At 31.6% G+C, this 24,351-nt stretch carries 23 protein-coding genes; 8 read left to right on the top strand and 15 right to left on the bottom strand.

Features of this window, described 5'->3' with window-relative positions:
• Window positions 1-73: 73 nt before the first annotated feature.
• Window positions 74-637 (bottom strand): hypothetical protein, encoded by a 564-nt coding sequence (locus RH82_RS07345; RefSeq protein WP_034059405.1) that lies wholly within the window; start codon window positions 635-637, stop codon window positions 74-76.
• Window positions 638-765: 128 nt separating this feature from the next.
• Between RH82_RS07345 and RH82_RS07340 the strand changes: the two genes are divergently transcribed.
• Genes RH82_RS07340 through RH82_RS07330 form a run of 3 tightly spaced genes read left to right on the top strand, consistent with a single transcriptional unit; the run spans window position 766 to window position 4,140 of the window.
• Window positions 766-1,239, top strand: coding sequence for a heme-binding domain-containing protein (locus tag RH82_RS07340; protein WP_034059403.1), 474 nt, complete (start codon window positions 766-768; stop codon window positions 1,237-1,239).
• 52 nt (window positions 1,240-1,291) lie between these two features.
• Window positions 1,292-2,527: a glycosyltransferase gene (locus RH82_RS07335; RefSeq protein ID WP_034059402.1), complete on the top strand. Its 1,236-nt coding sequence runs from the start codon at window positions 1,292-1,294 to the stop codon at window positions 2,525-2,527.
• A gap of 47 nt (window positions 2,528-2,574) precedes the next feature.
• Window positions 2,575-4,140 (top strand): serine hydrolase, encoded by a 1,566-nt coding sequence (locus RH82_RS07330; RefSeq protein ID WP_034059399.1) that lies wholly within the window; start codon window positions 2,575-2,577, stop codon window positions 4,138-4,140.
• Window positions 4,141-4,178: 38 nt separating this feature from the next.
• Here the strand turns inward: RH82_RS07330 and RH82_RS07325 are convergent, their stop codons facing one another.
• The 3 genes from RH82_RS07325 to RH82_RS07315 form a co-directional block, all read right to left on the bottom strand.
• On the bottom strand, window positions 4,179-4,544 hold the full coding sequence (locus tag RH82_RS07325; protein ID WP_034059397.1) for a lipocalin-like domain-containing protein: 366 nt from the start codon (window positions 4,542-4,544) through the stop codon (window positions 4,179-4,181).
• 254 nt (window positions 4,545-4,798) lie between these two features.
• On the bottom strand, window positions 4,799-5,245 hold the full coding sequence (locus RH82_RS07320) for a KTSC domain-containing protein (protein WP_034059396.1): 447 nt from the start codon (window positions 5,243-5,245) through the stop codon (window positions 4,799-4,801).
• Window positions 5,246-5,520: 275 nt separating this feature from the next.
• The gene (locus tag RH82_RS07315) at window positions 5,521-7,737 is read right to left on the bottom strand and encodes a S9 family peptidase (RefSeq protein ID WP_052158251.1); all 2,217 of its coding nucleotides are present in this window, start codon (window positions 7,735-7,737) and stop codon (window positions 5,521-5,523) included.
• A gap of 260 nt (window positions 7,738-7,997) precedes the next feature.
• On the opposite strand from RH82_RS07315, the gene RH82_RS07310 reads away from it, so the two are divergent.
• Window positions 7,998-9,629: an ABC-F family ATP-binding cassette domain-containing protein gene (locus RH82_RS07310; RefSeq protein WP_034059393.1), complete on the top strand. Its 1,632-nt coding sequence runs from the start codon at window positions 7,998-8,000 to the stop codon at window positions 9,627-9,629.
• Window positions 9,630-9,633: 4 nt separating this feature from the next.
• Here RH82_RS07310 and RH82_RS07305 read toward each other — a convergent pair whose 3' ends face one another.
• Window positions 9,634-10,590 (bottom strand): DUF4421 family protein, encoded by a 957-nt coding sequence (locus tag RH82_RS07305; protein WP_081979211.1) that lies wholly within the window; start codon window positions 10,588-10,590, stop codon window positions 9,634-9,636.
• A 1-nt stretch (window position 10,591) separates the two neighbouring features.
• On the bottom strand, window positions 10,592-11,266 hold the full coding sequence (locus RH82_RS07300; protein WP_034059390.1) for an SIR2 family NAD-dependent protein deacylase: 675 nt from the start codon (window positions 11,264-11,266) through the stop codon (window positions 10,592-10,594).
• Window positions 11,267-11,400: 134 nt separating this feature from the next.
• Between RH82_RS07300 and RH82_RS07295 the strand changes: the two genes are divergently transcribed.
• On the top strand, window positions 11,401-12,057 hold the full coding sequence (locus RH82_RS07295; protein ID WP_034059388.1) for a TrmH family RNA methyltransferase: 657 nt from the start codon (window positions 11,401-11,403) through the stop codon (window positions 12,055-12,057).
• Between the two features lie 139 nt (window positions 12,058-12,196).
• Here RH82_RS07295 and RH82_RS07290 read toward each other — a convergent pair whose 3' ends face one another.
• The 7 genes from RH82_RS07290 to RH82_RS07260 form a co-directional block, all read right to left on the bottom strand.
• A complete protein-coding gene (locus RH82_RS07290; RefSeq protein WP_034059756.1) occupies window positions 12,197-12,997 on the bottom strand; it encodes a carboxypeptidase-like regulatory domain-containing protein in 801 nt (266 codons plus the stop codon).
• 288 nt (window positions 12,998-13,285) lie between these two features.
• Entirely contained in the window at window positions 13,286-15,160 is a 1,875-nt protein-coding gene (locus RH82_RS07285) for a DEAD/DEAH box helicase (protein ID WP_034059386.1), read from the bottom strand.
• A gap of 716 nt (window positions 15,161-15,876) precedes the next feature.
• The gene (locus RH82_RS07280; protein WP_034059383.1) at window positions 15,877-16,461 is read right to left on the bottom strand and encodes a hypothetical protein; all 585 of its coding nucleotides are present in this window, start codon (window positions 16,459-16,461) and stop codon (window positions 15,877-15,879) included.
• A gap of 22 nt (window positions 16,462-16,483) precedes the next feature.
• On the bottom strand, window positions 16,484-17,077 hold the full coding sequence (locus RH82_RS07275; protein WP_241148020.1) for a GNAT family N-acetyltransferase: 594 nt from the start codon (window positions 17,075-17,077) through the stop codon (window positions 16,484-16,486).
• A gap of 510 nt (window positions 17,078-17,587) precedes the next feature.
• The gene (locus tag RH82_RS07270) at window positions 17,588-19,102 is read right to left on the bottom strand and encodes an AsmA family protein (RefSeq protein ID WP_034059381.1); all 1,515 of its coding nucleotides are present in this window, start codon (window positions 19,100-19,102) and stop codon (window positions 17,588-17,590) included.
• A gap of 507 nt (window positions 19,103-19,609) precedes the next feature.
• A complete protein-coding gene (locus RH82_RS07265; RefSeq protein WP_034059379.1) occupies window positions 19,610-20,200 on the bottom strand; it encodes an alpha-ketoglutarate-dependent dioxygenase AlkB in 591 nt (196 codons plus the stop codon).
• Window positions 20,201-20,414: 214 nt separating this feature from the next.
• On the bottom strand, window positions 20,415-20,993 hold the full coding sequence (locus RH82_RS07260) for a non-canonical purine NTP diphosphatase (RefSeq protein ID WP_034059377.1): 579 nt from the start codon (window positions 20,991-20,993) through the stop codon (window positions 20,415-20,417).
• 49 nt (window positions 20,994-21,042) lie between these two features.
• Between RH82_RS07260 and RH82_RS07255 the strand changes: the two genes are divergently transcribed.
• The 3 genes from RH82_RS07255 to RH82_RS07245 are packed head-to-tail and all read left to right on the top strand — an operon-like array spanning window position 21,043 to window position 22,893.
• Entirely contained in the window at window positions 21,043-21,747 is a 705-nt protein-coding gene (locus tag RH82_RS07255; RefSeq protein ID WP_034059374.1) for a hypothetical protein, read from the top strand.
• A 16-nt stretch (window positions 21,748-21,763) separates the two neighbouring features.
• The gene (locus RH82_RS07250) at window positions 21,764-22,120 is read left to right on the top strand and encodes a lipocalin-like domain-containing protein (protein WP_081979210.1); all 357 of its coding nucleotides are present in this window, start codon (window positions 21,764-21,766) and stop codon (window positions 22,118-22,120) included.
• Window positions 22,121-22,158: 38 nt separating this feature from the next.
• The gene (locus RH82_RS07245) at window positions 22,159-22,893 is read left to right on the top strand and encodes a hypothetical protein (protein ID WP_034059370.1); all 735 of its coding nucleotides are present in this window, start codon (window positions 22,159-22,161) and stop codon (window positions 22,891-22,893) included.
• Between the two features lies 1 nt (window position 22,894).
• Here the strand turns inward: RH82_RS07245 and rlmH are convergent, their stop codons facing one another.
• Both rlmH and RH82_RS07235 read right to left on the bottom strand, forming a co-directional pair.
• Window positions 22,895-23,368 carry a 23S rRNA (pseudouridine(1915)-N(3))-methyltransferase RlmH gene (gene rlmH / locus RH82_RS07240; protein ID WP_034059368.1) on the bottom strand — a complete coding sequence of 158 codons (474 nt, stop codon included), beginning with the start codon at window positions 23,366-23,368 and terminating at the stop codon, window positions 22,895-22,897.
• Between the two features lie 9 nt (window positions 23,369-23,377).
• Window positions 23,378-24,298, bottom strand: coding sequence for a hypothetical protein (locus tag RH82_RS07235; protein WP_034059365.1), 921 nt, complete (start codon window positions 24,296-24,298; stop codon window positions 23,378-23,380).
• Window positions 24,299-24,351: the final 53 nt, after the last annotated feature.

Below are 24,351 nucleotides of genomic sequence, written 5' to 3'. Positions count from 1 at the left end.
TAAGTGTTAAAAGTTTTTGCCAGTTGTTAACGGGTTTTTAACTATTACGATTGAGTTTTTTTATTAGTATTCACTATTTCTTAATCTTCTTTAAAATTTGTCGTGCTCGTGCCTTGAAGCCAGAACTCTGTATTTGGTAATCGCGTTCTAAAATTAAAACAAGCTCTGGATGAATCCATTCGTACTCACTTCCTAAAAGAAATAAACTATTCATAGCATAGGCTTTAGGAGCTATTTTTTCATCGTTAATCATCCAATCGAAACAAGCTTCAATAATTTTTTCTTTATGTTGAGAACTTAAAGCCTGTTTAATTTTGTGGTTTTCTCTACCATATAAAGCTTTTACCAAATATTCGCAAACTTTGGCAACAGGTCTCACTGCTGAATCTAAGTGTACTTTATTAATGTTTTCGGTAAAACGATCTAGATACGGAATAATAGTATTTAAGTTTTCGCCACACATAAATTCGAAAACCCAAGCTGCTCTTGGTGATATTTTATCGTCTACCATAAAAAGAATATCCAAGAGCTTAGGTATTAAATCTGGATTATCAATAACCAAGTTGGCATAGTGTAATCGTTTCGCTCTAGAGTGATTTACATAATTTAATTCTTGGTATAAGGTTTCTGTAGTCAAATGAAATTATTACTTTTAGACTTTAAAATTAAGTAAAATGAAACTCGCATGCTAAAAAGTTCGCTATTAATGGCAATGATTAATAGCGAACTGCATGTGATTTCTAAAAAAATATTAAATATAAATATATGAAAATTGTAAAAAAGATACTGCTAATTTTATTAATAGTATTTGTAATCGCTCAGTTTTTTGGGCCAGAAAAAAATGAAGGTTCAATGGAATCTGTAACTGCTTTTTTTGAAGATACTAAACCTCCAGAACATGTAAAAGCAATACTAACCGAAGCGTGTTTTGATTGCCATAGTAGTGCAACCCGATACCCTTGGTATAATAACATTACTCCAGTAAACTATTGGATGGCAGACCATGTAAAACATGGAACAAAACATTTTAACGTTTCTACATGGGAAGACAATTCAGTAAAAAGGAAAGATCATAAAATTGAAGAATTAATAGAAATGGTAGAAGCAAAAGAGATGCCTTTACCTTCTTACACCTGGACGCATGGTGAAGCAAAATTAAGTGATGAGCAAATTGCAGCTATTTTAAAATGGGCTAATCAAGTGAGAACTGGTTATGCTTTAGCGCCAAGACCAGAATAATTTTTTTTACTAAAAATGCGTTATTAGATGGAACACTTTTAATTTTTTCAACTTGAATAAAAAACTTCTTATCATCGGTTTCGTTTGGCCAGAACCTCAAAGTTCTGCCGCTGGATGTCGAATGATGCAACTAATAGAAATATTTAAGTCTGAAAACTACGATGTTACCTTTGCAACTGCCTGTACAAAGAGCGATAATGCTTTCGATTTAGAAGCCATTGATATTAAGACAGAAACCATAGTACTTAACGATTCTAGTTTCGACACTTTTGTAAAGGAATTAAATCCAAACGTTGTGTTGTTCGATCGTTTTATGATAGAAGAACAATTTGGATGGAGAGTTGCAGAGCAGTGTCCAAAGGCGTTAAGAGTTCTCGATACAGAAGATTTACACTGCTTAAGACGAGGAAGACACCAAGCTTTAAAAGACAATGCCGTTTTCGATGTTAGTTACTTATATAATGAAACTGCTAAACGAGAGATTGCAAGTATTTATAGATGTGATCTTACACTTATTATTTCGGAAGTTGAAATGGAAATCCTTAAGCAACAGTTTTTTATTAATGATGATTTACTATGCTATTTGCCATTTTTGATAGATGCCATATCGTTAAAATCCCAAAAGGAGTTACCAGATTATAAAAATAGAGAACACTTTGTTACTGTTGGTAATTTTTTACATCAACCAAATGTAGACGGCTTATTGCATTTAAAACAAAACATCTGGCCACTAATTAGAAAAAAACTACCTAAAGCCGAAATTCATATTTATGGTGCTTATGTTACCGAAAAAGCAAAGCAACTAAATAATGAAAAGGAAGGTTTTATAATAAAAGGTTTTGTGGACGATATTAATAGTCTTATGCAAAACTACAGAATCTGTTTAGTGCCATTGCGTTATGGAGCAGGTTTAAAAGGTAAAATTTTAGACGCTATGCTAAATGGTGTTCCTTGTGTAACTACTAGTATTGGAGCAGAAGGTATGTATGGCGATTTAGAACCTAATGGGTTTGTAGAGGATGTTCCTAAAAGTTTTGCAGATAGAGCTGTAGAATTATATACAAGTAAAATTTACTGGGCCGGAAAGCAAAAATTAGGTGTGAAGATTATTAATATTCGTTTCGATAAACAATTATACATTAAAGACTTTTTGTTTAAAGTTGAAACCACCCAAAACGCCTTAGAAACCCATCGCAGAAATAACTTTATAGGAAGCATGCTTATGCACCACACGCTTCAAAGTACTAAGTTTATGAGTAGATGGATAGAAGAGAAGAATAAAAAATAATAGTTTATATTTATACCAATCGCTTTTAATCTTTTAAATTTATTTTTATGAAATCCACTACATTTAAAAAATCAATACTTTTAGTTTTATTAGTGTTTACGGTTGTCGTAAATGCACAAATGAATGCTAAGCAAGTAGACTCATTAGTTAATTATGCTATGAGTAAATTTAATGTTGCTGGCTGTGCTGTTGCTGTTGTAAAAGATGGGAAGGTGATCCATAGTAAAGGTTATGGTGTGAAATCTGTTATAACAAAAAGTCCTGTAAACGAACACACACAGTTTGCCATTGCATCTAATAGTAAAGCCTTTACAACTGCTGCTTTAGCTATTTTAGTTGAAGAAGGAAAAATAACATGGTTAGATAAGGTAAAAGATCATATTCCCGAATTTAGAATGTATAATCAATACGTTGAAGATAATTTTAACATTCAAGATTTAATAACACATCGTAGCGGTTTAGGATTAGGAATAGGAGATCTTATGTTTTTTCCCGATGGTACAGATTTTAAAATGGAAGATTTACTTACCAGTTTTCAGTATTTTAAGCCAGAATCTGCTTTTAGAACCAAATGGGATTATGATAATTTATTATATTTAGTAGCAGGAGAACTTATTGCTAGAAAAAGCGGAATGACTTACGAAGCGTTTATAAGAATTAATATTCTCGAACCTTTAGAAATGGATAATAGTTACGCTTCACTTGCCGAAATAAAAGATACTAGTAATTTATCTGCGTCTCATGCCGTTGAAAATGGTGAGATTAGAGTTATTCCTACCTTTAAAGAAATGATGAATGGCGCTGCAGGTGGTATTTTCTCTAATGTTGATGATATCTCACAATGGATGTTGCTGCAGTTAAATAAAGGGAAGTTTGGAGACGATTTAAAGAAACAATTGTTTTCAGAACAAAACCATCGCGAAATGTGGAAAGTGCATACTGCTATGAGTGCAGATCCAAATCCTAGATACAATTCTCATTTTGCAGGTTATGGTTTAGGTTGGTTTTTATCTGATGTAAAGGGAAATATGAAAGTAGAACATACTGGTGGTTTGCCAGGAATGCTATCCAATACCGTTATGATTCCAGATCTTAATCTTGGCGTCATCATTTTAACAAATACTAGTGATGATGGAGGAGGTTTATTCTCAGCTGTGGCTAATGCCATTACAGACGACTATTTAGGCTTAGATAATTTTAATTGGGTAGATAAATATGCAGCGTATTTTAAGCAAAAAGCTTCTGGTAGTAATGATTTCACCAAAAAAGTATGGGACGAAGTCGCAGCTGTAGATGCTTCAGGTGTTAAACATAAAAAGTTCACAGGCTTTTATAAAGACAATTGGTTTGGTAAAGCTGAAGTTTTTAGAAAGAAAGGTAAACTATGGATTCAATTTTTACGCTCTCCAAAACTTAATGGAGCATTGCAATATTATAAAGGAAATACTTTTGCCGTAAAGTGGGAATACCAAGATATGAATGCTGATGCTTTTATTACTTTTACTTTAGATGATAAAAAGAAAGCACAAAGTATGAGCTTAAAAGGAATTTCACCAAATATCGATTTTAGTTTCGATTTTCAGGATTTAGATTTACAACGTGTAAAGAAATAATATAGTTTATTCTGTCATTCAGAGTATAGCCAAGAATCTTATAGTTTCTCGTAACGCGCTTGGCAAGCTTCAATACATTGATAATTTATAATTAAAAGCGCGTTTTCTATTGTGTAATTCAGTTCTAATGGTACAAAACTACAAGCTGAAACATCAATTGTAGTATTAGAAGTAGAGTAGGTACCAGAAACTGAAACATTTGAACTCACAGTTAAATCACAAAGGATTCCATTTGAAGTAAACGTTCCGTCGGCATTAAAATTTATAGTTCTCTCACTAGTAACATCTTCAAAAGTGCCACTACCATCACCTGGATCTAAATAAATGCCTGTTAATTTCCATGAGCCAACAATCGTTGGGTTCTCCACTGGAGAATTGGAATCATTAGCATTATTACAAGACAATATAAAAAGTGATAATACTAAAAGTAAAAGTGTCTTTTTTGTGATTTTTAATGAGTAGTTACATTAATACGATGCAATTAGTGTTAAAAGGTTGCGTGACTTTGCGTTAAAAACAACTATTTGTCTTTCTTGTAAAAGCAGGGATTACTTTTAAATCTGAGATTGCTGCCTTCGTAGGAATTACAGAATAGAATAAAAGCCTCAAAAATTTTATTTTTGAGGCTTTTATTCTGGTTTAAATTCTGTTTTTCTAATTATGCTACAACATCTTTTTTCTTTATTTTTCTATAGGTAAACGACTTAAAAATACTACGTTTTGCAAAACGTGTTTGTTTATCGCTTTGAGAAAACTTAATGTATAACGCTTTATTTACACCAAAGTACTCATAAGTATTACCATCTAAAAAAGACACTTCTAAAAGTAAACCTTTGTGTTTCCAATCCATAATTGGCGACGTAATAGTGGTATTGTACTCTTCTAAATTAGTAGTGTGAGTTTCTGGGTTAATACTTACTAAAAAGTGGTAAGCGTCAATAACCTTACGGCCCATAACTTCAGCTTCTACAGCCTTTTCATCTTCATCTTGAAACTTGTCAGGATGCCATTCCTTTACTAGGTTTCTATACTTCTTTTTAAGCTCTCCAAGCGTTGGTTGTGCTTCAACTTGAAATAATTTTCTGTACTCGTTTATGCGCTTCATAATAAATGCTATTTTTAATAGTGCGCGAAAGTACTCTTTTGTTTTGGATTTGGAGTTGATTTGTTTGGGAAGTTTTGGTTTTGAGGCGGTTTGGAGTTTGAACGAACTTGTTTATGAATGTTTAGTCGCGTTTTCAGAGAACTAAATTAGAAAAAGAAAACGACCCAGAGCAAAACTTTGAAGTATTGCCCAAGTAAAGACTGAAATAACAATTTGTTATACACGTTTTAAGTTCGTTTTTCCTTGATTAAGAATATAGCTTTTAAAATCAAATTTTATCTTCCTCCTGGTGGACAATGTAGTTTTAAGAAATTGGTATATAAAGTGGATAAATGTTTAGACGTTCCTTCTCCTTCTCTAATGCCATGAGTTCTGTTTGGATAAGGCATAAATTGAAATTGCCTATTGTGTTTTATCAATTCATTTACTAATATTTCTGCATTTTGATAATGGACATTATCATCTCCGGTTCCATGTATATAAAGTAAATTTCCTTCTAGATTTTTTGCATGAGTAACAGGAGAACCTTCAATAAAATCTTCCATATTTTCTTGAGGCAAGCCCATATAGCGTTCTTGATAAATGTTATCATAGGTTAATTGATTTGCAACTGCGGCGAGTGAAATCCCTGTTTTGTAAATTTTAGGATATCGAAACATTAAATTTAATGTAGCAGATCCGCCTCCGCTATGGCCCCAAACGGCTATTCGATCAGAATCTACAAAATCCCATTTTAAAATTTCTTTGGCTGCCATAGCCTGATCATTAATATTAATTACACCAATTTTTCTGTAAATGGACTTTCTCCATGCGCGTCCTTTTGGAGCAGGAGTGCCTCTGTTATCTAACGAGATGTAGATGTATCCATCTTCAGCCATATTCCCATTGTAATTCCTGTTTCTGCTCACATTATAGATGTCTCTTACTGTGGTTCCAGCAGGTTCAGAATACACATAAAATACTACTGGGTATTTTTTATTTGGATCAAAATTTGTCGGTTTTACCATCCATCCGTCCATTTCAATATTGTCTGACGTGGTGATGGTAAAGAACTCTGTTGTTGGTTTTTCTTCTAGCTTTTTAATGTTTTTAAGAATACTTTCTTCTTCGGTTAAAGCTTTGTGATTGGCAACGCTAATAAACTCTTTAGAATAGGGGGTAAAATGATTTGAAAAGATATGTGCTGCATACGTACCGTTTGAAGAAAAAGAATAATCATGGTTTCCTTTTAAACTTTCTGGACTTTGCAATTCGTTTGTCCCTTTTCCATTTAATTTCGTTTTATATAAATATTTTTGCGTGGCATTATCTGGAGAAGCTAGATAATACACAAAACCTTCTTTAGAATTAATGTGCTTTAAATCAATGACATCGTATGCACCTTTGGTAATGAGTATCTCTGGATTTCCTTCTAGGGAAACTTGATATAAGTGCCTCCATCCATCTTTTTCAGAAGCCCAAAGAATGCTTTTGTTGTCGTTTAAAAAACTAAAATTATTGGTATAATCAATTGCATACGGATTGCCTAGTTGAAATAAATCTACCCAAGCTTCATCCGTTTCTTCATAAATACTATTTGCGGTTCCTTTTAAAGCATCTGCTATGTATAGTTTGCTTTGGTTTTGTTTTCTGTTTAATTGTTGGATTAAAAGATTATTGGTACTTGGAATAAATTCCATTCTTACCAAGTAATTTTGAGAAACATCTCCTGGCACATCTATCCATTTTGTTTGGGCATCTTTTATGGTTACAACTCCCACTTTACAAGCGGATGGAGTTTCACCTACTTTGGGGTATTCTAAGGGTACTAATTGAGAATAAATGGAATCTGTATTGTTAATCATATAAAACTTCTTAATAGCGCTTGCATCGATTTGCCAATAAGCAATAGACTTGCTATCTGGGCTCCAACGAAATCCATCTCTACAGCTAAATTCCTCCTCGTAAGCCCAATCAAAAGTTCCGTTTATTAATGAAACCGTACCATTTGTAGTTAAGGGCTTAATATTGCCACTTGCATATTCTTCAGCATATATATTGTTATCTGAAACATAAGCTATGGTATTTCCGTCAGGAGAAAACTTTGCAAACATCAAAGATGATGGAGGAAGGCTTTTTCCAATTTGCCTTAGCGTATTTGTTTTAAAGTTAAATACCCAATAATCTCCTTTGGTATTGAGTCTCCAAACTTTTTTAGTATTGGTAAATAATAGCACTTTTTGTTGGTCCGAAGAAAATGAAAAATGAGCTATATTTATAGGTTCCGATTTACCCGTTGGAGTCAGTTGCTCTTTGGTTATAACTGTCTTGGCATCATGGTTGGGTAAGGTATAGGTTAGTAATTGGTTTTTTTCTAATTTGTAATAGGAATCCCCATCGTTGGTCCAATTTACTTGTGCTTCTCCATTAAAATTAAAAAGGACAAAACAAATAAACACGAGAATTTTAGAGGTATTTAAATTGATGGATATTGATTTTTTTGCGTTTTTCATCTCTTGATACTTATGGTTTATTATTGTTTTATTTCTATTGTAAACTATTTATTTATCCCTAGTGTTGCCAGAAAAGACAGCACTAATTATTAAGTGTTTTTGTGCACAATTAAGGCTAGCATAACACTGATATAAAACCGTTTAAATACTGAAACAAGTTCAGCACAAGTTCCAAGTTCGCGTATTTTTTATATAAAATCAAGTTTTCTTAAAGATAATATTATGCTTTTTTCTAATTTCGCGTTTTCAAAGAAACAGATATGATTACAGTAGATAATTTAGCAGTAGAATTTAGTGGTACAACCTTATTTAGTGATGTCAATTTCGTTATAAATGCAAACGATAAGATTGCACTTATGGGAAAAAACGGAGCTGGAAAATCTACAATGATGAAAATTGTTGCAGGTGTTCAAAATCCTACACGAGGTAAAATTAGTCATCCAAAAGATACTGTAATCGCTTACCTTCCTCAACATTTACTTACACAAGATGATTGTACTGTTTTTGAAGAAGCCTCCAAAGCATTCGCTCACGTTTTTAAAATGAAAAGCGAAATGGATGCGCTCAACAAAGCGCTTGAAACAAGAACAGATTACGAGAGCGACGCTTACATGTCTATTATAGAAAAAGTGAGTGAATTAGGCGAGCAATTCTATGCTTTAGAAGATGTAAATTATGATGCTGAGGTTGAAAAGGCATTAAAAGGTTTAGGTTTTAAACAAGAAGATTTTACAAGATTAACCAACGAATTTTCCGGTGGTTGGCGTATGCGAATTGAACTCGCTAAAATACTGCTTCAAAAACCCGATTTAATTTTATTAGATGAACCTACAAACCATATCGATATAGAGTCTGTAATTTGGTTAGAAGATTTCTTAGTAAATAAAGCCAATGCAGTCATGGTTATTTCTCACGATCGCGCTTTTATAGATAATATTACCAATCGTACCATAGAAGTGACAATGGGACGCATTTACGATTACAAGGCTAACTATTCACATTACTTACAATTAAGAGAAGAGCGCAGAGTGCATCAAGTAAAAGCATACCAAGAGCAGCAAAAATTTATTGCAGATAATATGACCTTTATTGAGCGTTTTAAAGGCACATATTCTAAAACAAATCAAGTAACTTCTCGTGAACGCATGTTAGAGAAATTACAAATTATAGAAATCGATGAGGTGGATAATGCTGCGTTGAAACTAAAGTTTCCATCCTCGCAACGTTCTGGAGATTATCCTGTAATGGTAGAAGATTTAACCAAAAACTATGGCGAACTTACTGTATTTAAAAACGCCAATTTCTCTATAGCTAGAGGAGAAAAGGTGAGTTTTGTAGGTAGAAATGGAGAAGGGAAATCAACTATGATTAAATCCATTCTTGGCGAAATTGAAGTAGAAGGGAAGTGTAGGTTAGGTCACAATGTCCACGTTGGGTATTTTGCTCAAAATCAAGCCGCTTTATTGGATACGGAATTAACTGTTTTTCAAACTGTAGATGCTGTAGCAAAAGGTGATGTTAGAACGCAGATTAAAAATATTCTTGGACGTTTTATGTTTAAAGGGGACGATATAGATAAAAAAGTAAGCGTGCTTTCTGGCGGAGAAAAAACCAGATTAGCAATGGTGAAACTATTACTAGAACCCGTAAACTTGCTTATTCTAGATGAGCCAACAAACCACTTAGATTTAAAATCTAAAGATGTTTTAAAAGAAGCACTCCTTGGTTTCGATGGTACATTAATTTTAGTGTCTCATGATCGTGATTTTTTACAAGGCTTATCTCAAAAAGTATTCGAATTTAAAGACCAACGCGTTATCGAACATTTTGAATCTATTGATGCCTTTTTAGAAAGAAACCGTATTAAGAGTATTAAAGAAATGAATCTGTAATCTATTAGCCTTTTACTTTGTTTTTAATCCAATTAGCTTTCTTTTTTAGAGAATTTGGTGCATTAAAACGATAACCAAAATAGAGTTTAGCATAACTTCTATCACTAATAATATTGGTTTTAGTTTTAGCGTTCGATGCTTTAGAATCAAAATTAAAATTTGCGCCAGCGACTATGTTTGAAGATGTATAACCAAAATACAAGCCTAAGTTTAGAGACGTGGTAAACAAAGTATCTTGGGTATTATTCTCACCTAAAACAGAGTTGGTAAACCGCAAACCAATGGCTGGTGAAATAGAAGGTGTTACAAACCAATTTTTTTCTAAAACCCAAGTATGGTAATAATCTGAAGCTATAGAAATATTATAAAAATTTTGCACCTCTTTTTCGTTATCTACATAATCTGAAATACGCTGGTATCCATAACGTAATGTTGGTATTAAACTTCCAGCGCTTTTGCGTTGCCACTCTGTATTAAATAACACGTGTTTTAGAGAGAAATTAGGGTTTATAACATAAGACGTTGCGCCATTCCAGCTTATGGTTTTAAAGTTAGGAAACTCATTTTGAACGCCTTCTAATAGTTCTCCATCTCTATAAAAACCACGAACACGTCTGTATTGAAAATTCTGAATCCATTGCTTTAAAAACAAGCGTACTTGAATGTCTTGAAACGCTGTTTTATAAGGTAGATTTCTAGCTTTTGGCGAAAATGCAATACTCAATCCTAGAAATTCATAATTAGCAGATAGTATAAATTTAAAATTATTATTTGCAGATAAGCTAAAGTTCTCAGTGTCATTTTTTTGAATAGAATACGATTGGGTTTGTGTATTAATATTCGCTTTAAGCATAATTTTATGCTTAAAAGACGTAATGTAAGTAGAGTCGTTTTGTTTGGTTTCTTGGCTATAGCTAGAAACCGTTAAACACATTAAAAACAGGAGCACGCTATATTTCATTTCATTTTAATAGGTTAATAAATTTCCGAACGCCTGTGGTTGCATTGTCTTCGATAACCGTTAAATTTTTAGAATTACTAACCGCTGGATTAGGATCTATAAAATAAGTAGGCGTGTTTTCTGGCACATAATGCATTAAACTAGCCGCTGGATACACTTGCATAGATGTGCCAATAATCAACAAAATATCTGCAGTATTACAAATTTCTACAGCCTTATCTATCATTGGCACAGCTTCGCCAAACCATACAATATGTGGGCGTAATTGGTGCCCGTTTTCGTCTAAATCACCAAGATTTAAGTCGGTTGTCCAAGATTTCACATGAGCTTCATTTACTATAGAACGTACTTTTAGTAATTCGCCATGTAAATGTATTATGTTACTACTGCCACCGCGTTCGTGTAAATCGTCTACATTTTGAGTGATAATAGTTGTTTTGTAATCGTTCTCTAAAGTGGCTAAATCAAAATGAGCAGCATTCGGTTTTACTGTTAATAGTTGTTTTCTACGTTGGTTATAGAAATCAAAAACTAATTCTGGATTGGCCTCAAAACCTTCAGGAGAGGCAACATCCATAACATTATGTCCTTCCCAGAGTCCATTGGCATCGCGAAAAGTTTTTAAGCCACTTTCGGCACTCATTCCAGCTCCTGTAAGTACAACAATGTGTTTCATTTTTAATAAAAAATTTAAGAGCTAAAGTTAGTATTGTTTCTTTTAAGAGCGCAATTAATAATTATAGCTAAAAATACATCCTAAATATTAATAAATGATATAGTATTGTAATTGGATTTTTTATTTTTACAATTATGATTGATATTAAACTATTAGAACACCTTGAAACCTATCTTACTGAAAACAGATTACAACGTTTTCATAACGTATTAAATGGCCGTACAAAACATTTTACAGTAGCTACCGAAGATGTTTATCAATTACACAACACTAGTGCTGTTATACGTAGTTGCGATGTTTTTGGTATACAAGAAGTTAATATTGTAGAGGAGACCAATACCAAACGCATTGATAGAGAAATTGCAATGGGAGCACAAAAGTGGGTCGATTTAAATAGATACCAATCTGTAAAAGAGTGTATTAAAGATTTAAAACAGAAAGGCTACCAAATAGTTGCAACTACGCCACACACAGACGATTGCGAGTTGCATGATTTTGATGTTACTAAAAAGTCTTGTTTTTTCTTTGGTAGGGAAACCGAAGGGCTTTCTCAGGAGGTTTTAAATGAAGCTGATGTTTTTATGAAAATCCCTATGGTTGGTTTTACAGAGAGCTTAAATATCTCGGTATCTGCGGCAATAACATTACAACATGTCACCACTAAGTTGAAGAAAACAGATATTGATTGGCAATTAACCGAAATTGAAAAGCTCGACAAACGTGTAGATTGGTGTAAAAAAACCATTAAAAGCTACGCAGAAATCATTGAGCGTTATTATGATAAAAAATAGTTTGAAGTCTCTGTCTCAGTCTTAATTTCAATCGATAATATTCTATAGAATATTTAGAGTAAGAACATGGTAGTTGCCTTTTTCTTCGGAAAAGAATCAGAAAAGGAATTTAATTATTTAATGCTTACTGCAAACGATTTTAACCACGTTTGTTCTTATTTCGACTCAATACCTTGTATTCTTCATAGCATTGGCTAATAGCATCCAACATTTGAAGATCGTTGGCTCTATTAATAAAATCTTTAGAATAGTTGCATTGCGACACGATTTCGTCTAAATCTACTTTACTAATTTGTAGTAAAACCATAAGTGTTTCTCTATCGAATCTTGAGGCGAGAAGATTTCTAATCTCATCATCTTTTTTCATCTGTTTTAGCTTCTTCAATTCTGATCCTTTTCTGCTAAACGTATTGTAGAGAAAATCTAATGGATTAAATATAGACCCTAATACTTTACTAATTTTACTTGTAGACCTGTTGCCTGCTTCGTATCCAGAATTTAAACCAGAAATACTGTAACGATAGTTAGTATTTAGTTGTACTTGTTTAATGTCTAATTCTAAGTATCCAGTAAGTTGCAAATCGTTGACAACAACTTCTTCTAATGCAAGTGCGAGTTCTGTTAATGTAATTTTAGAACTTCCGAATTTTAACCAGTCGTTAGTCACACGAACTTTAATAGACTTATATCCAATATATGTTAAGTGGAGCGTATCATTAACTTTCGCTTTTAGATTAAATGCTCCATCAATATTTGTAGTAGTACCAATAACTTGATTAAGGTTAACAATGTTTACACTTTCAATAGGTGCATTGGTTTGAGAGTCGATAATAATACCTTCAACTTTTTCTTTTTGAGTTGTAGTTTCAGCATTTTCTTCTTGAGCAACGGCTATAGTGATGCTAAAAATTAGAGAAAGTAAGGTTAAAAAGTGCTTCATTGGTTTTTTATAGACCATAAAAGTAATAAACAAAAAGCTAAAACTGTGTTATTTAGTAAATGTTTGACGAAAAATTAACAAATATAATACGCGGTTCTTTCTACAGAAAAGATAATTAAAGAATTTAATTATCTGATTTGCCTTCTCATTAATAATTGTGCTGAACAATTTGAATAAATGTGGGTGCTTATTTTTTTTCTATGTTTTCGTTCTTCATCTAACCATAAGCGCCAAAAAAATAATCCTAAACACAAACTGTTTAGGATTTTTTTATTTTATATAAGCGTATTAACGTCTAGAACGTCCAGATCTTGAGTGCGTTGTTTTAAATTCGCCTTTATCTCTGTCTCCTCCACCATCACTTCTTCTAGAACGTGCAGGTGCGTCATCGCTACCACGTCTTCTATCTACAGATCCAGAACCTTCGCTACGTCTTCCACGACCTTCGCTAGAGCGTCTTTCTCCTCCGCCACTTCGTCTTCTATCTCCACCGCTTCCGCCATCACGACGTCTTCCGCCTCCACCACCAGAGTTTCCACGACCGCGACCACCACGACTTGGTTTATCTTCAGTGATTTCTACGTTTACAAAACGACCTTCATGTTTATAATCTGTAAAGAATGCTAATACTTTTTCTTGGTGTTCTTTTTCAGTATTAAAGAACGAGAATGTGTCTTTACAATCTACTTTAAAGACATCGTCACGACCTAAATCTAATACTTCTTTTAAGAAATCTTTTAATTTCATCCAATCGAAACCATCTTTCTCACCAACATTAATGAAATATCGTGCTCCGCTTCCGCTAGATTCACGACCACTATCACGTCCAGAATCTCCAGCAGCAACATTTAGGTTTTTAGATTTTTGGTAGTAATTAAAGAAACGCGTGAATTCTACAGAGAAGAATTTTTTAATAAGCTCTTCTTTTGAAGTCTCTTCAAATAAGGCATTAATATCTTCTAAATATTTATCAATCTCGTGGTTAATTTCTGTATTATGAATCTTATTTGCTAAAGACAGTAACTGTACTTCGCAAATAGCCATTCCGTTAGGAATTTCTTTTAATTCAAATTTCTTATTAATAATACGTTCGATACTTTTTAATCTACGGATTTCGCTTTTAGAAACAATAACCATAGAAATACCTGTTTTACCAGCACGACCAGTTCTACCAGAACGGTGCGTATACGTTTCTATTTCATCACTTAATTGGTAATTAATTACGTGTGTAATATCGTCTACATCAATACCACGTGCAGCAACATCTGTTGCAACAAGCATTTGTATTTGACGACTTCTAAATTGCTTCATTACGATATCACGTTGATTCTGACTTAAATCACCATGTAATGCTCCAGCACTATAACCATCTTCGATTAATTGCTCTGCAACTTTTTGAGTATCACGTTTTGTTCTACAGAAAATAACAGAAAATATATCTGGATTAGCATCTGCTAAACGTTTTAAAGCTTGGTAACGATCGCGAGCATTTACTAAATAGTATTCGTGCGATACCGTGTTTGTACTTTGGTTTTTATGTCCGACAGTAATTTCCTGTGGATCATTCATAAATTTTCTTGCAATAGTAGAGACCTCTTTAGGCATCGTTGCAGAAAATAACCATGTGTTTTTATCGTCTGGTGTTCCAGAAAGAATATCTGTGATATCTTCTTTGAAACCCATGTTTAGCATTTCATCAGCTTCATCTAAAACCGAATATTGGATTTTAGTGATATCAACTAATCTACGCTTAATCATATCTTTCATACGACCAGGAGTAGCTACAATAACTTGTGCGCCACGCTTTACTTCTCTTGCTTGGTCTGTAATGCTTGATCCACCATAAATGGCAACCACATTTAAACCTTTACAGTATTTACCGTAAGCTTTCATTTCGTTTGCAATTTGCAAACAAAGCTCACGAGTAGGAGAGAGTATTAATCCTTGTGTTGTACGACTATCAATATCAATTTTTTGCAACATTGGAAAACCAAATGCGGCAGTTTTTCCAGTTCCAGTTTGCGCTAAGGCAACTAAATCTGTTTCTTGTTCTAATAAAATTGGGATTGCTTTCTCTTGTACTTCAGATGGTGTTTCGAAACCTAAATCGGTAATCGCTTTTAATAAATCTTCGTTAAGACCTAAATCTTGGAATGTGCTCATTCTTTTGTTATGTATTTCAATGTCAATCTATTTTGGTATTACGAATAGAAGTGCATTGAACATACTTAACCTAAAACTTCTAGTAACACATCCTCACTCTGAGGAGTCAATATTTAACGCATTCGCGTTTTCAAGGTGCAAAGGTACGCTTTTATTTAGAAACCTAACTTTTATTTTTATTTGGGCGCTTTAACACGCTATCCACTATATCTTTTTTTGCCATATGTGGCAGCAAAAAAAGGATGCCGTTGCTATCGTTAGCGCGATTATAATTAGATTTTTTTTTGACTGAGATTGAGTTGGTTCTTGTTTTGTGGTATTTCTGGCTCTAAAAACAAATATTAATTGCTTTTTTACTTATAAAAAATAGTAGTTAGGAAAAAGGGTTTCGAATTTAAACTAACTTCTCACTGATATGAAATCGTTTAAATGTTTTATATCAGATGTTAGTTTAAATTCGAAGTTAGACTATTTTTTTAAGAAAGTCAAGTCGTAATATTTAAGAAATCAACTAATAGTAAAGCAGTTTTTTACTTAGAAAAGAAAGTAGTTAGGACAAAGAATTTCGAATTTAATCTAACGATTGGACTATAGTTTCGTTGTACAATCGTCAACTGGGACCATTCTGCGAGAACAAAGCGATTATTTAAATTTAGGTATTTTAGTAAAAAATTAAGTGTTATTTATCACAGTACTACGTTAACTACTTGTATTTTTTAATTTCCAATATTTGAATTAATTTTTTTCTCGGCTATAAATTTTAAATATCCCTCTACCATAGCGCGAACGCATTCATTTGGTGTAGTTCCGTCTTCCCAAATTCCCTTACAAGGTTCATTAATTAATTCGGGATGATTTTTCTTTATCCATTCTTCTGCCTCATAAAAAATTGGTGGGTCATTAGATGAAGTAGTAATAGCAGTTATTTTATCTTTTTTTATAACAATATGAAAAGTATCGGTTACGTTTAAATTTAGTTCTAGTGCCTTAATCAAATCATCTTTGACGGTTATAGAACAAATAATTAAAGTGTCATTTTTTACTTCACAAGGATATTTTTTAATAATTTCGTAGTTACCACCTTCTGCCCATCCTTGATAGTATAAAATTTCGGATTTAGAATTTTCCGCATATTTTAACATAGGCAATAATGCATTAGAATTAAAAGAATAAAAAGCATCGATAAAATTATTAGCAATAGTAAGTTGCTGCTCTAAATTGACGTTAGGTTCTGGATTTGATGAATTTTTACAACTACTAAATAAAATAATAAGCAGGTATAATAATGAATTAACACGCATTGTTTTATATCTGTATGTATGATTAATCGATTTTTTTAAGTGTAGTCCATTTGTCCCAAGATATCTCTCTTCCTGGATAGGCTACGTTTTTAAATGGCCATTCTTTATCAACCCAGTTTTTTACATTATCAAATAAAATTTTATCCATTCCTTTTTTTAATAAACGTGTTCTTACCCACATATATATTACTGCATCAAAATTCCCGTTGTTCTTCTTTGGTGTGCCAATATCAAAATCACTCATATAAAATGGTAATATATATACGCAACCAATTACTTCGCTTTCATCTAAACTGACTACTGTATAAGTAAAAGAACTTCTCATTTGAAATTCTGACTGATGCCAACCTAAATCAATTAAATCCTGTTCTAAAGTCAAATCTTTTGGCCAGCCAGCCCAAGTTGGGAACATTTCCTGTAATTCTTTTGAACTTGATATAACAGCATCATAATCTTTAACAACATCATTAACTGTTAGCGTTCTTAATCTAAAATGTTCATTTTCTTTTGATTCAGGAACAACAAAATCTATCGGTACTAAAGGGATAAATTGAGCAATGATATTATTACAGTATCCAAATATTAAGATGCAAATTATTAACTTATATTTTTTCATTGTTTATTCTTTAGTGTATTGAATTCTTGTTTTTTTTACTGGTGGCTAATTATGCACTGCTATGAAATCGTTTAAATACTGAAACAAGTTCAGCACAAGTGTTTTATATCAGAGATTAGTATAAATTCGAAGTTAGGCTATTTTTTTAAGAAAGTCAAGACTTCTTATTTAAGAAATCAATTAATTGTAAAGCAGTTTTTTAATTAGAAAAGAAAGTGGTTAGGACAAAAAAATCGAATTTAATCTAACGGTTGGACTATAGTTTCGTTGTAGAATTGTCCACGAGAACCATTCAGCGAGAACCAAGCGATTATTGAAATTTAGGTATTTTAGTAAAAAAATCAGCGACAATGAATTATTGTCTTTGTTGGCTACCGGTTTTTATAGTTTACAAAAATTATTGTCTAGATTTCTTCTTCTTCTTCTTCTTCTTCTTAGCTATTATTTTTTGTGTAAGCTTTCCAGGAACAATTTTTGTAAAACCTTGAAACAGCCCTTTAATAATATAATTTATAGGTGAGCGATATTTGTTTCTTTCAAATTGATATTCGGCAATAATGTATTTTTTTTGATCAGGTAAATTATCTCTTCGAATGGCACTGTTAACAAGGGCCGATAGTAGGTGTTTTTTTTGCCTTTATTATTTTCATTAATTAGTTTTAAATGTAAGTTGTCATAATCAAATACCAGTCTGTTTGAGGATTGATTGCGTCCGGCATTCATATGATATTGAATTTGTTTCATTTGACCAGAAACTATTTCCATGCCAATTAACGGTTTAAGTGTAGTGTTAAGGTTTTTCATTTCCATTTCGCCAACATCTAAATCTAATGAAAACACTTCAGGACGATCATATGGAATATTTAGTGCAATATTAATTCCTGCCTTACCTAAAAGACTCGCTTTAATATTAGCATCTATTTCACCAATATTATTTTGTTGTTCAGACATGTTAGTAATACCTGTAATAGTCCCATTAATATTCTGAAGATTTATCGATCCAGATTCACGTTTTTTAACACCAAGTTCTCTATACATTAAAGAAGAATTGGAAATTTGTAGGGAGTCTATTAGAATTTTTGTTGGGATTGAGTTAATAATACCATCAAATGATGACTTAGTGGTATCTGGAGGCTTTGGAATATTTTTATTTCTTTGTAGTTTAATGTTAAGTTCGTCAACAGAAATTTTCTGAGCCACAATATCTAATTGTGTATAAAAATTATTTGAAGGTTCAAACTGATGAATACCAATCTCTTTTACATTTAGCTCAATTATATCCTTTTGTACACCTAATCGTCTACTTACATCAACCCAATCTGTTGAATAGCCTAATGAAATATCATTCAGTAAAATCTCTTTATCTCTTAATTTATATTGAAAACGACCTAATCCAAAATGTGTATATGCGTTCAGTTCAAAGGAGATACTATCAAGCGTTACCTCTAAATCACGCATTTCAAAAGGTATTAGGTATTTAAATTTCAAAGAATCGGTTTCTATTTCACTCGCAACTATGTTGAGTTTTTTTATCTGACCTTTAACCGCTTTTGAAATAGGGTCTATTAAAACAATTGAACCATTTTCAATACGAAAATTGTTAATATTAGCACGTGATAATATATCACCAAACATGGATTGCAAACCCTTTCCGCTTGTTTTTTGAATAGTGTCTGCACTTAATGTTACTTCAAATTTTGGTTGTTTAAAGGTGATCTCATCAATATTTAATCTTTTATTAAACAACAAATCTTTTAAAACCAGTCCATTAAGGCTAGCATAATCAACATGTCCTCTAATTATAGTTCCCTTTTTATGATTTATCGGTTCAATATTAACCTTGTTTAAAGTAATGCCATTAAATAAAACATCTAAATCTAATTCGGAATAAGTAATGTTATAAGCTCTTTCAAGATTTGAATTAATTCTTGCATTGAAATTAGATTTTATCCAAAACCTCAGCCCTTTGTTTGCAATAGCGATTAATACAAGAACTATAAGAACTCTAATTATTGTTTTTTTCATATTGTTATATTTGGTGATTTTCTCATTTTATAAAAATAATTTTTATAATTCTGAACTTATGGAATTAATAATTTGACATTTTTAAAAATTATTAAGTTCATTTTTATCACACGTTTTTTTTTGATTTCAGCCAGTTAAAGACTGATATGTAATCGTTTACGTGCTTAAAAAAGTTGAGTATATGTAATCGTTTACATACTAAAACAAGTTGAGTACATGCTAATCTATCCTATTTTTTCATGAAAGTCAAGTTCTAATATTCAAAAATTAAACCAATTGTAAAATAGCTTTTTACTGAGAAAAGATAGTGGTTTGGAAAAAGGATTTCGAATTTAAACTAACGATTTGTATAACTTAAGTTGGCATTTCTAATTAAAGTTAAAAATTAAGTCTACAAACAGAAAGAACAAAAAGAGAGAAGTAAGGAATTTAAAATACAATTACTTTTAGCACTTAGCCAAATTTATACTTCCTTTAAAAATTTTCTCATTCAAAATAGTTTAAGGATCAATTGTCGAATCCATATTTCCTAAAAGTTAAATTAATTCTTGGTTTTTTACAATTTGAATCTAGCGGCAATGCATGTTCATATCTATCTTGGCATCCTTCTCCCATAATTAATAAACTCCCATTTTTTAAACGGGTTTCATGTACTTTCCTAGTTTTATTTTCTCTCAAATGGAATATTCTTTCCTCTCCAATGCTTACCGATGCAATATGAGTAGTGTCACCAAATGCAACTGCATCAGAATGATAATCAACTCCGGTATTTCCATCCGGATAGTAGATGCAAACACATGTTTCAAATTTATGCCCGGTACAACTTTCAATACGATTTTTTACTAATATCATTTTATCTGACCATATTTTGCTTGCTCCCCATATTGATTTTGGAAATCTGTTTTCTTCAAATAAATTTCTATCAATGAACATCATCTTGCCATAATTTTCCTGATATTGTTCTCCATTGCTTAAATCCATAGTAAACTTGCTAGTAAGTTTACTGAAAGTCAATAAATCATTATACAATTCCATAGATTCAGATATTGTCAAAAATGAATCAAAATACTCAGCACTACAGTTTAAATCTAATTTCATTTCTTCAGTTTAATTTTTCCTGTATTATTTGTTTCTTAAATGAACTATAATATTGCTGTTCAAATGTCTTTCTGTTGTGAATTTAATGACACAGTTTGATATGTGTCACAATTATTAACTGATATTAAATCGTTTAAAGACTGAAACAAGCTCACCTTAAGTGTTCATATTAGGAGTTGGTTTAAATACTAATAAATATTTTTTTTGAACAAAATCAAGTCGTAATATTCAATAAATCAACCAATAACGAAATCGCTTTTCCACGATGCCCAATGTCATTCTTCAATTTTAATTCTATCTCGGCAAACGTTTGAGAATAACCATTTGGCATAAAAATAGGATCGTAGCCAAAACCTTTTTCACCTTTTTTATCTTGGGTAATTTCACCTTTACAAATGCCTGTAAACGTTTCTAATTTGCCATTTAAATGCAAAGCCACAACCGTTTTAAATTGCGCATTCCGATTTGGTTTATCTTTTAAATTATTAAGTAATAAATTCATGTTATCGTTAGCATCGCGTTGTGGTCCCGCGTAACGTGCACTAAATACACCGGGTTCATTATTTAAAGTTTCTACTTCTAAACCTGTGTCGTCTGCAAAGCAATCGTAACCATAATGGTTTTTTATGTATTCTGCTTTTTGGATGGCGTTACCTTTAATAGTGTTTTGAGTTTCTGGCACATCTTCAATACAGCCAATATCTTTTAAGCTTATAAGTTGTATTGAAGACGGTATTAAAGACTGAACTTCTTTTAATTTATTTAGGTTATTTGTGGCGAAAACTAGGTGCATGGTTTGGTATAATTAATGTAATTTAGCTTATGTAACAAAAATAGTTTTAATGAGACACATAGTAAGCCTTTTGGTTCTTCTTTTTTCAATTCTGTGTTTTTCTCAAGAAGAAAAAAAAGAGAGAATTTATGAATTCGATTATTTTTTAGAGTATTCTAGTACTGGAGGAGAAGGTGGAGAAGGAACTCGCAAACATTATAAAGTAATTAACTCTAAAGATAACAGTTATAGCATAGCGATAAGTGATCTTACTGAGGATTCTTTATCTGTTTTCTTTAATGATTTTGAGAATATTTATGCAAATGGAAAAATTCTAAAAAGCGATTTTGTAAAACCAGATACTTTAGATTTTAAATGTGGTTATAAAACCCATATTCGTGATAATTTACATACTACATTGAGGAAAAATCAGTATAAATTTAAACTAAATTATCATAAATTAAAGGACACTGTAGTAAACGATAAAGCAGCTGTTAAGTATGCTGTTATTAGTGAAAGGAAATTAAAAAGAGGAAAAATAGACGTTGAAGAGTTTTTAGTGATTGAGAAAAATAAGGATTTTAAGAAACCTAATTTTAATAATTATTTTCATTTGGAACAATGGAATAATAGTAATATTAAAATAGAAGGTGTAGTTGTTTACAAAATACATAAAATGAAAAGTAATAAATACAAACTTAAGGATTGGGAAGTTAAATTAGTGAATTATTCAAAATTCAAAAAAGTGCTTAAAGTAAATCTAGATTGTAATTAAACCAAAACCAACCACCATGAAAAAATATATTAGCCTATTATGTATCGTCTTATTTATGTCTTGTAACGATGCCGAGCATTCAAAAAATATTATTGGAGATTGGGAATGTTCAAGTTGGATAAATGTGGCAACAGGAAAAGACAACTGCAATAATAATGTGACTTTCAATTTTAATGCAGATGAAACTTATACTTCTAAAATCCAGTCTGATAATGCAGAAGGCCACTATAAAATAACAAACGGCTTATTATACTGCACACCAATGGGTAAAATGGAGATTGCTGTAGAAATTAATAAACTTACTACAGATACTTTAGCGTTTACAATGAGTCGTTCTGGAAATAAGGAGGTTATGACGTTAGTTAAAAAGTAACGAATTTTAAATCATAAAATAATTAAGAGAATGCTTTTATGAGACCCACCAACTTTCTTATAATTATAATAATATCATGTTTTAGTTATTCTCAAGAAAAAACATATAATTTTGACTATGTTTTGGAGTATGAGAATAATAATAATATAGATTCTACAGGTTCTATTAAATCTTACGTTTTTGTTAATTCAAAAGATAATTCTTTCGTTCTAACATATACAGATTATAGAGATCACGGCTATTTAAGGTTTTTGCATCATAACGCTGCTAGAATTAGTACTAAAATGGATAATAAGCTGTTTTTTGCTGCTGAGTCTATTAGACTAGGATGTGGTTTTCAAACTAAAATGGCTTATCATAAAAAAACTTTTAAATGGCATAGTTTTAAGATTGAAAAAGACACCATTATTAAAAACGATACATTAAAGTATTACACATATAATGCATACAATAAAAAGAAAAAGAGAAGCTGGAGAAGTAAACATCTTGGACATCACTTTATTATTCAGCCAAATACAGAGCATATTTTGCCTTTCTTTTATTCAACTAATACATATGACAAATGGAAAGTATCTAAAGATTTACCTAAAGGAATCTTTAGAAGGAATTATTTCTTGACTAAAAAAGGAGCAATCGGTGAAGGAGACTTTAGACTTTTATCTGTTACTAAATATAAAAAGCAAATTATTCTTCCTGTGAAGTCCTGTTCAAAACAAATAGCCGATAGAATTATAGCACAGAAACAATTAGAGAAAATACTTAACAATAACTAACTTACCTGTGATGATAAGGTTCGTTCCTTAAAATTGTAAAACCGCGATACAGTTGCTCAATTATAAATAAACGCACCATTTGGTGAGAAAAGGTCATTTTCGAGAGTGATATTTTTCCTCTAGCTTTACTGTAAACGTCTTCACTAAAGCCGTAAGGTCCACCAATTACAAATACAAGTTGTTTGATGCCGGAATTCATGTGTTTTTGTAGGTAGTTAGAAAAGCCAACACTATCGTGTTGTTTGCCATTTTCGTCTAACAAAATGAGAACATCAGTTGCGCTTAGTTTATTTAATATAAGGTCGCCTTCTTTTTGTTTCTGTTGTGCCTCGCTTAGGTTTTTAGAATTTTTAATATCAGGTATAATTTCTAAATTAAACTTAATATAAAAACCTAAACGTTTTTGGTATTCGTCTATCAACCCTTGAAGTTGGGTATTGTCTGTTTTGCCAATGGCAATGAGTTTAATGGTCATAGTATTGAATTAATAACTGATAAAAGAATAGCAATTTAGTTTTTTGTCTTTGTGAGCCTGAGCCTCCCTTTTACTTCTTACAGTTATAACGCCATCTGTTCTTTTTTTTCTAACATTATTAGAACCAAAATTTCTTACATCATTTTCTATGTAAAATGTTTTTGTATTATTTCTTCTATCGTCTATCATTTTTTTAAAAAAGCCGTTTTTGTTAATTGATGACTGAGCTTTAGCAATTTCATAATCCAAAATATATTGAGTCCAATCTTTTTTTAAAAATTTTATTACATAATCTTCTGTCATCCATTTGTAAAAAAAATAATTACCGTTTGGTTTTATTATAACGACACCATATTTACTGTTCTTAAATAATATTGATTTTAATGTTGTTGATATTTTTTCATACTTAAAATTTTTAGGTTGAATACTGTAATTTAATTTGGTTCTATAAGTGTAAAATACTTTGGTCTTCTTTGACTTAACTCTTTTTAAGCATCTTTTTTGGTTTCTATCATACTGGTTTACTTTTTTAGTAAAAGTTTCCTTAGTAAACTTTTGCCCTCGATCCATCATTCTTAATGCTTCAACTGATTTGTTGATTTCTTCAAAGCCTAGTAAAGAGTCTTTGTAAGTAATAATTATGTTTTTTTCTTCAGTATTATCAAAATCAAAATCTCTTTTAAAGAGCATATTAACTTGGTTTAATTCTATTTCATTTAGTTTACCAAACTTATAATATGGGTGAAGTTTATAAATAAGCAGACTATCATTTTCTTCAAGACTGTCTTGATAAATAAATCCAGGACTTCTTTTCTTAAATTCGTTTGCGCTTATTTCTTTCAAGTTTTCATCAAAATAGATTTTAGTTTTTTCAATTTCTTGACTGAAACAAAAAAAAGGAATAAATAAGAGGAGTAAACTAAATTTCATTGGTAATATTAGCGTTTGAAAGCTAAACTACAATTAAATTTTAATAATCGTAA

Source organism: Lacinutrix jangbogonensis, assembly GCF_000797445.1.
GTDB lineage: Bacteria > Bacteroidota > Bacteroidia > Flavobacteriales > Flavobacteriaceae > Lacinutrix > Lacinutrix jangbogonensis.
The sequence above is the reverse complement of the archived record's forward strand: the minus strand, read 5'-3'. Positions and strand labels throughout refer to the sequence as shown.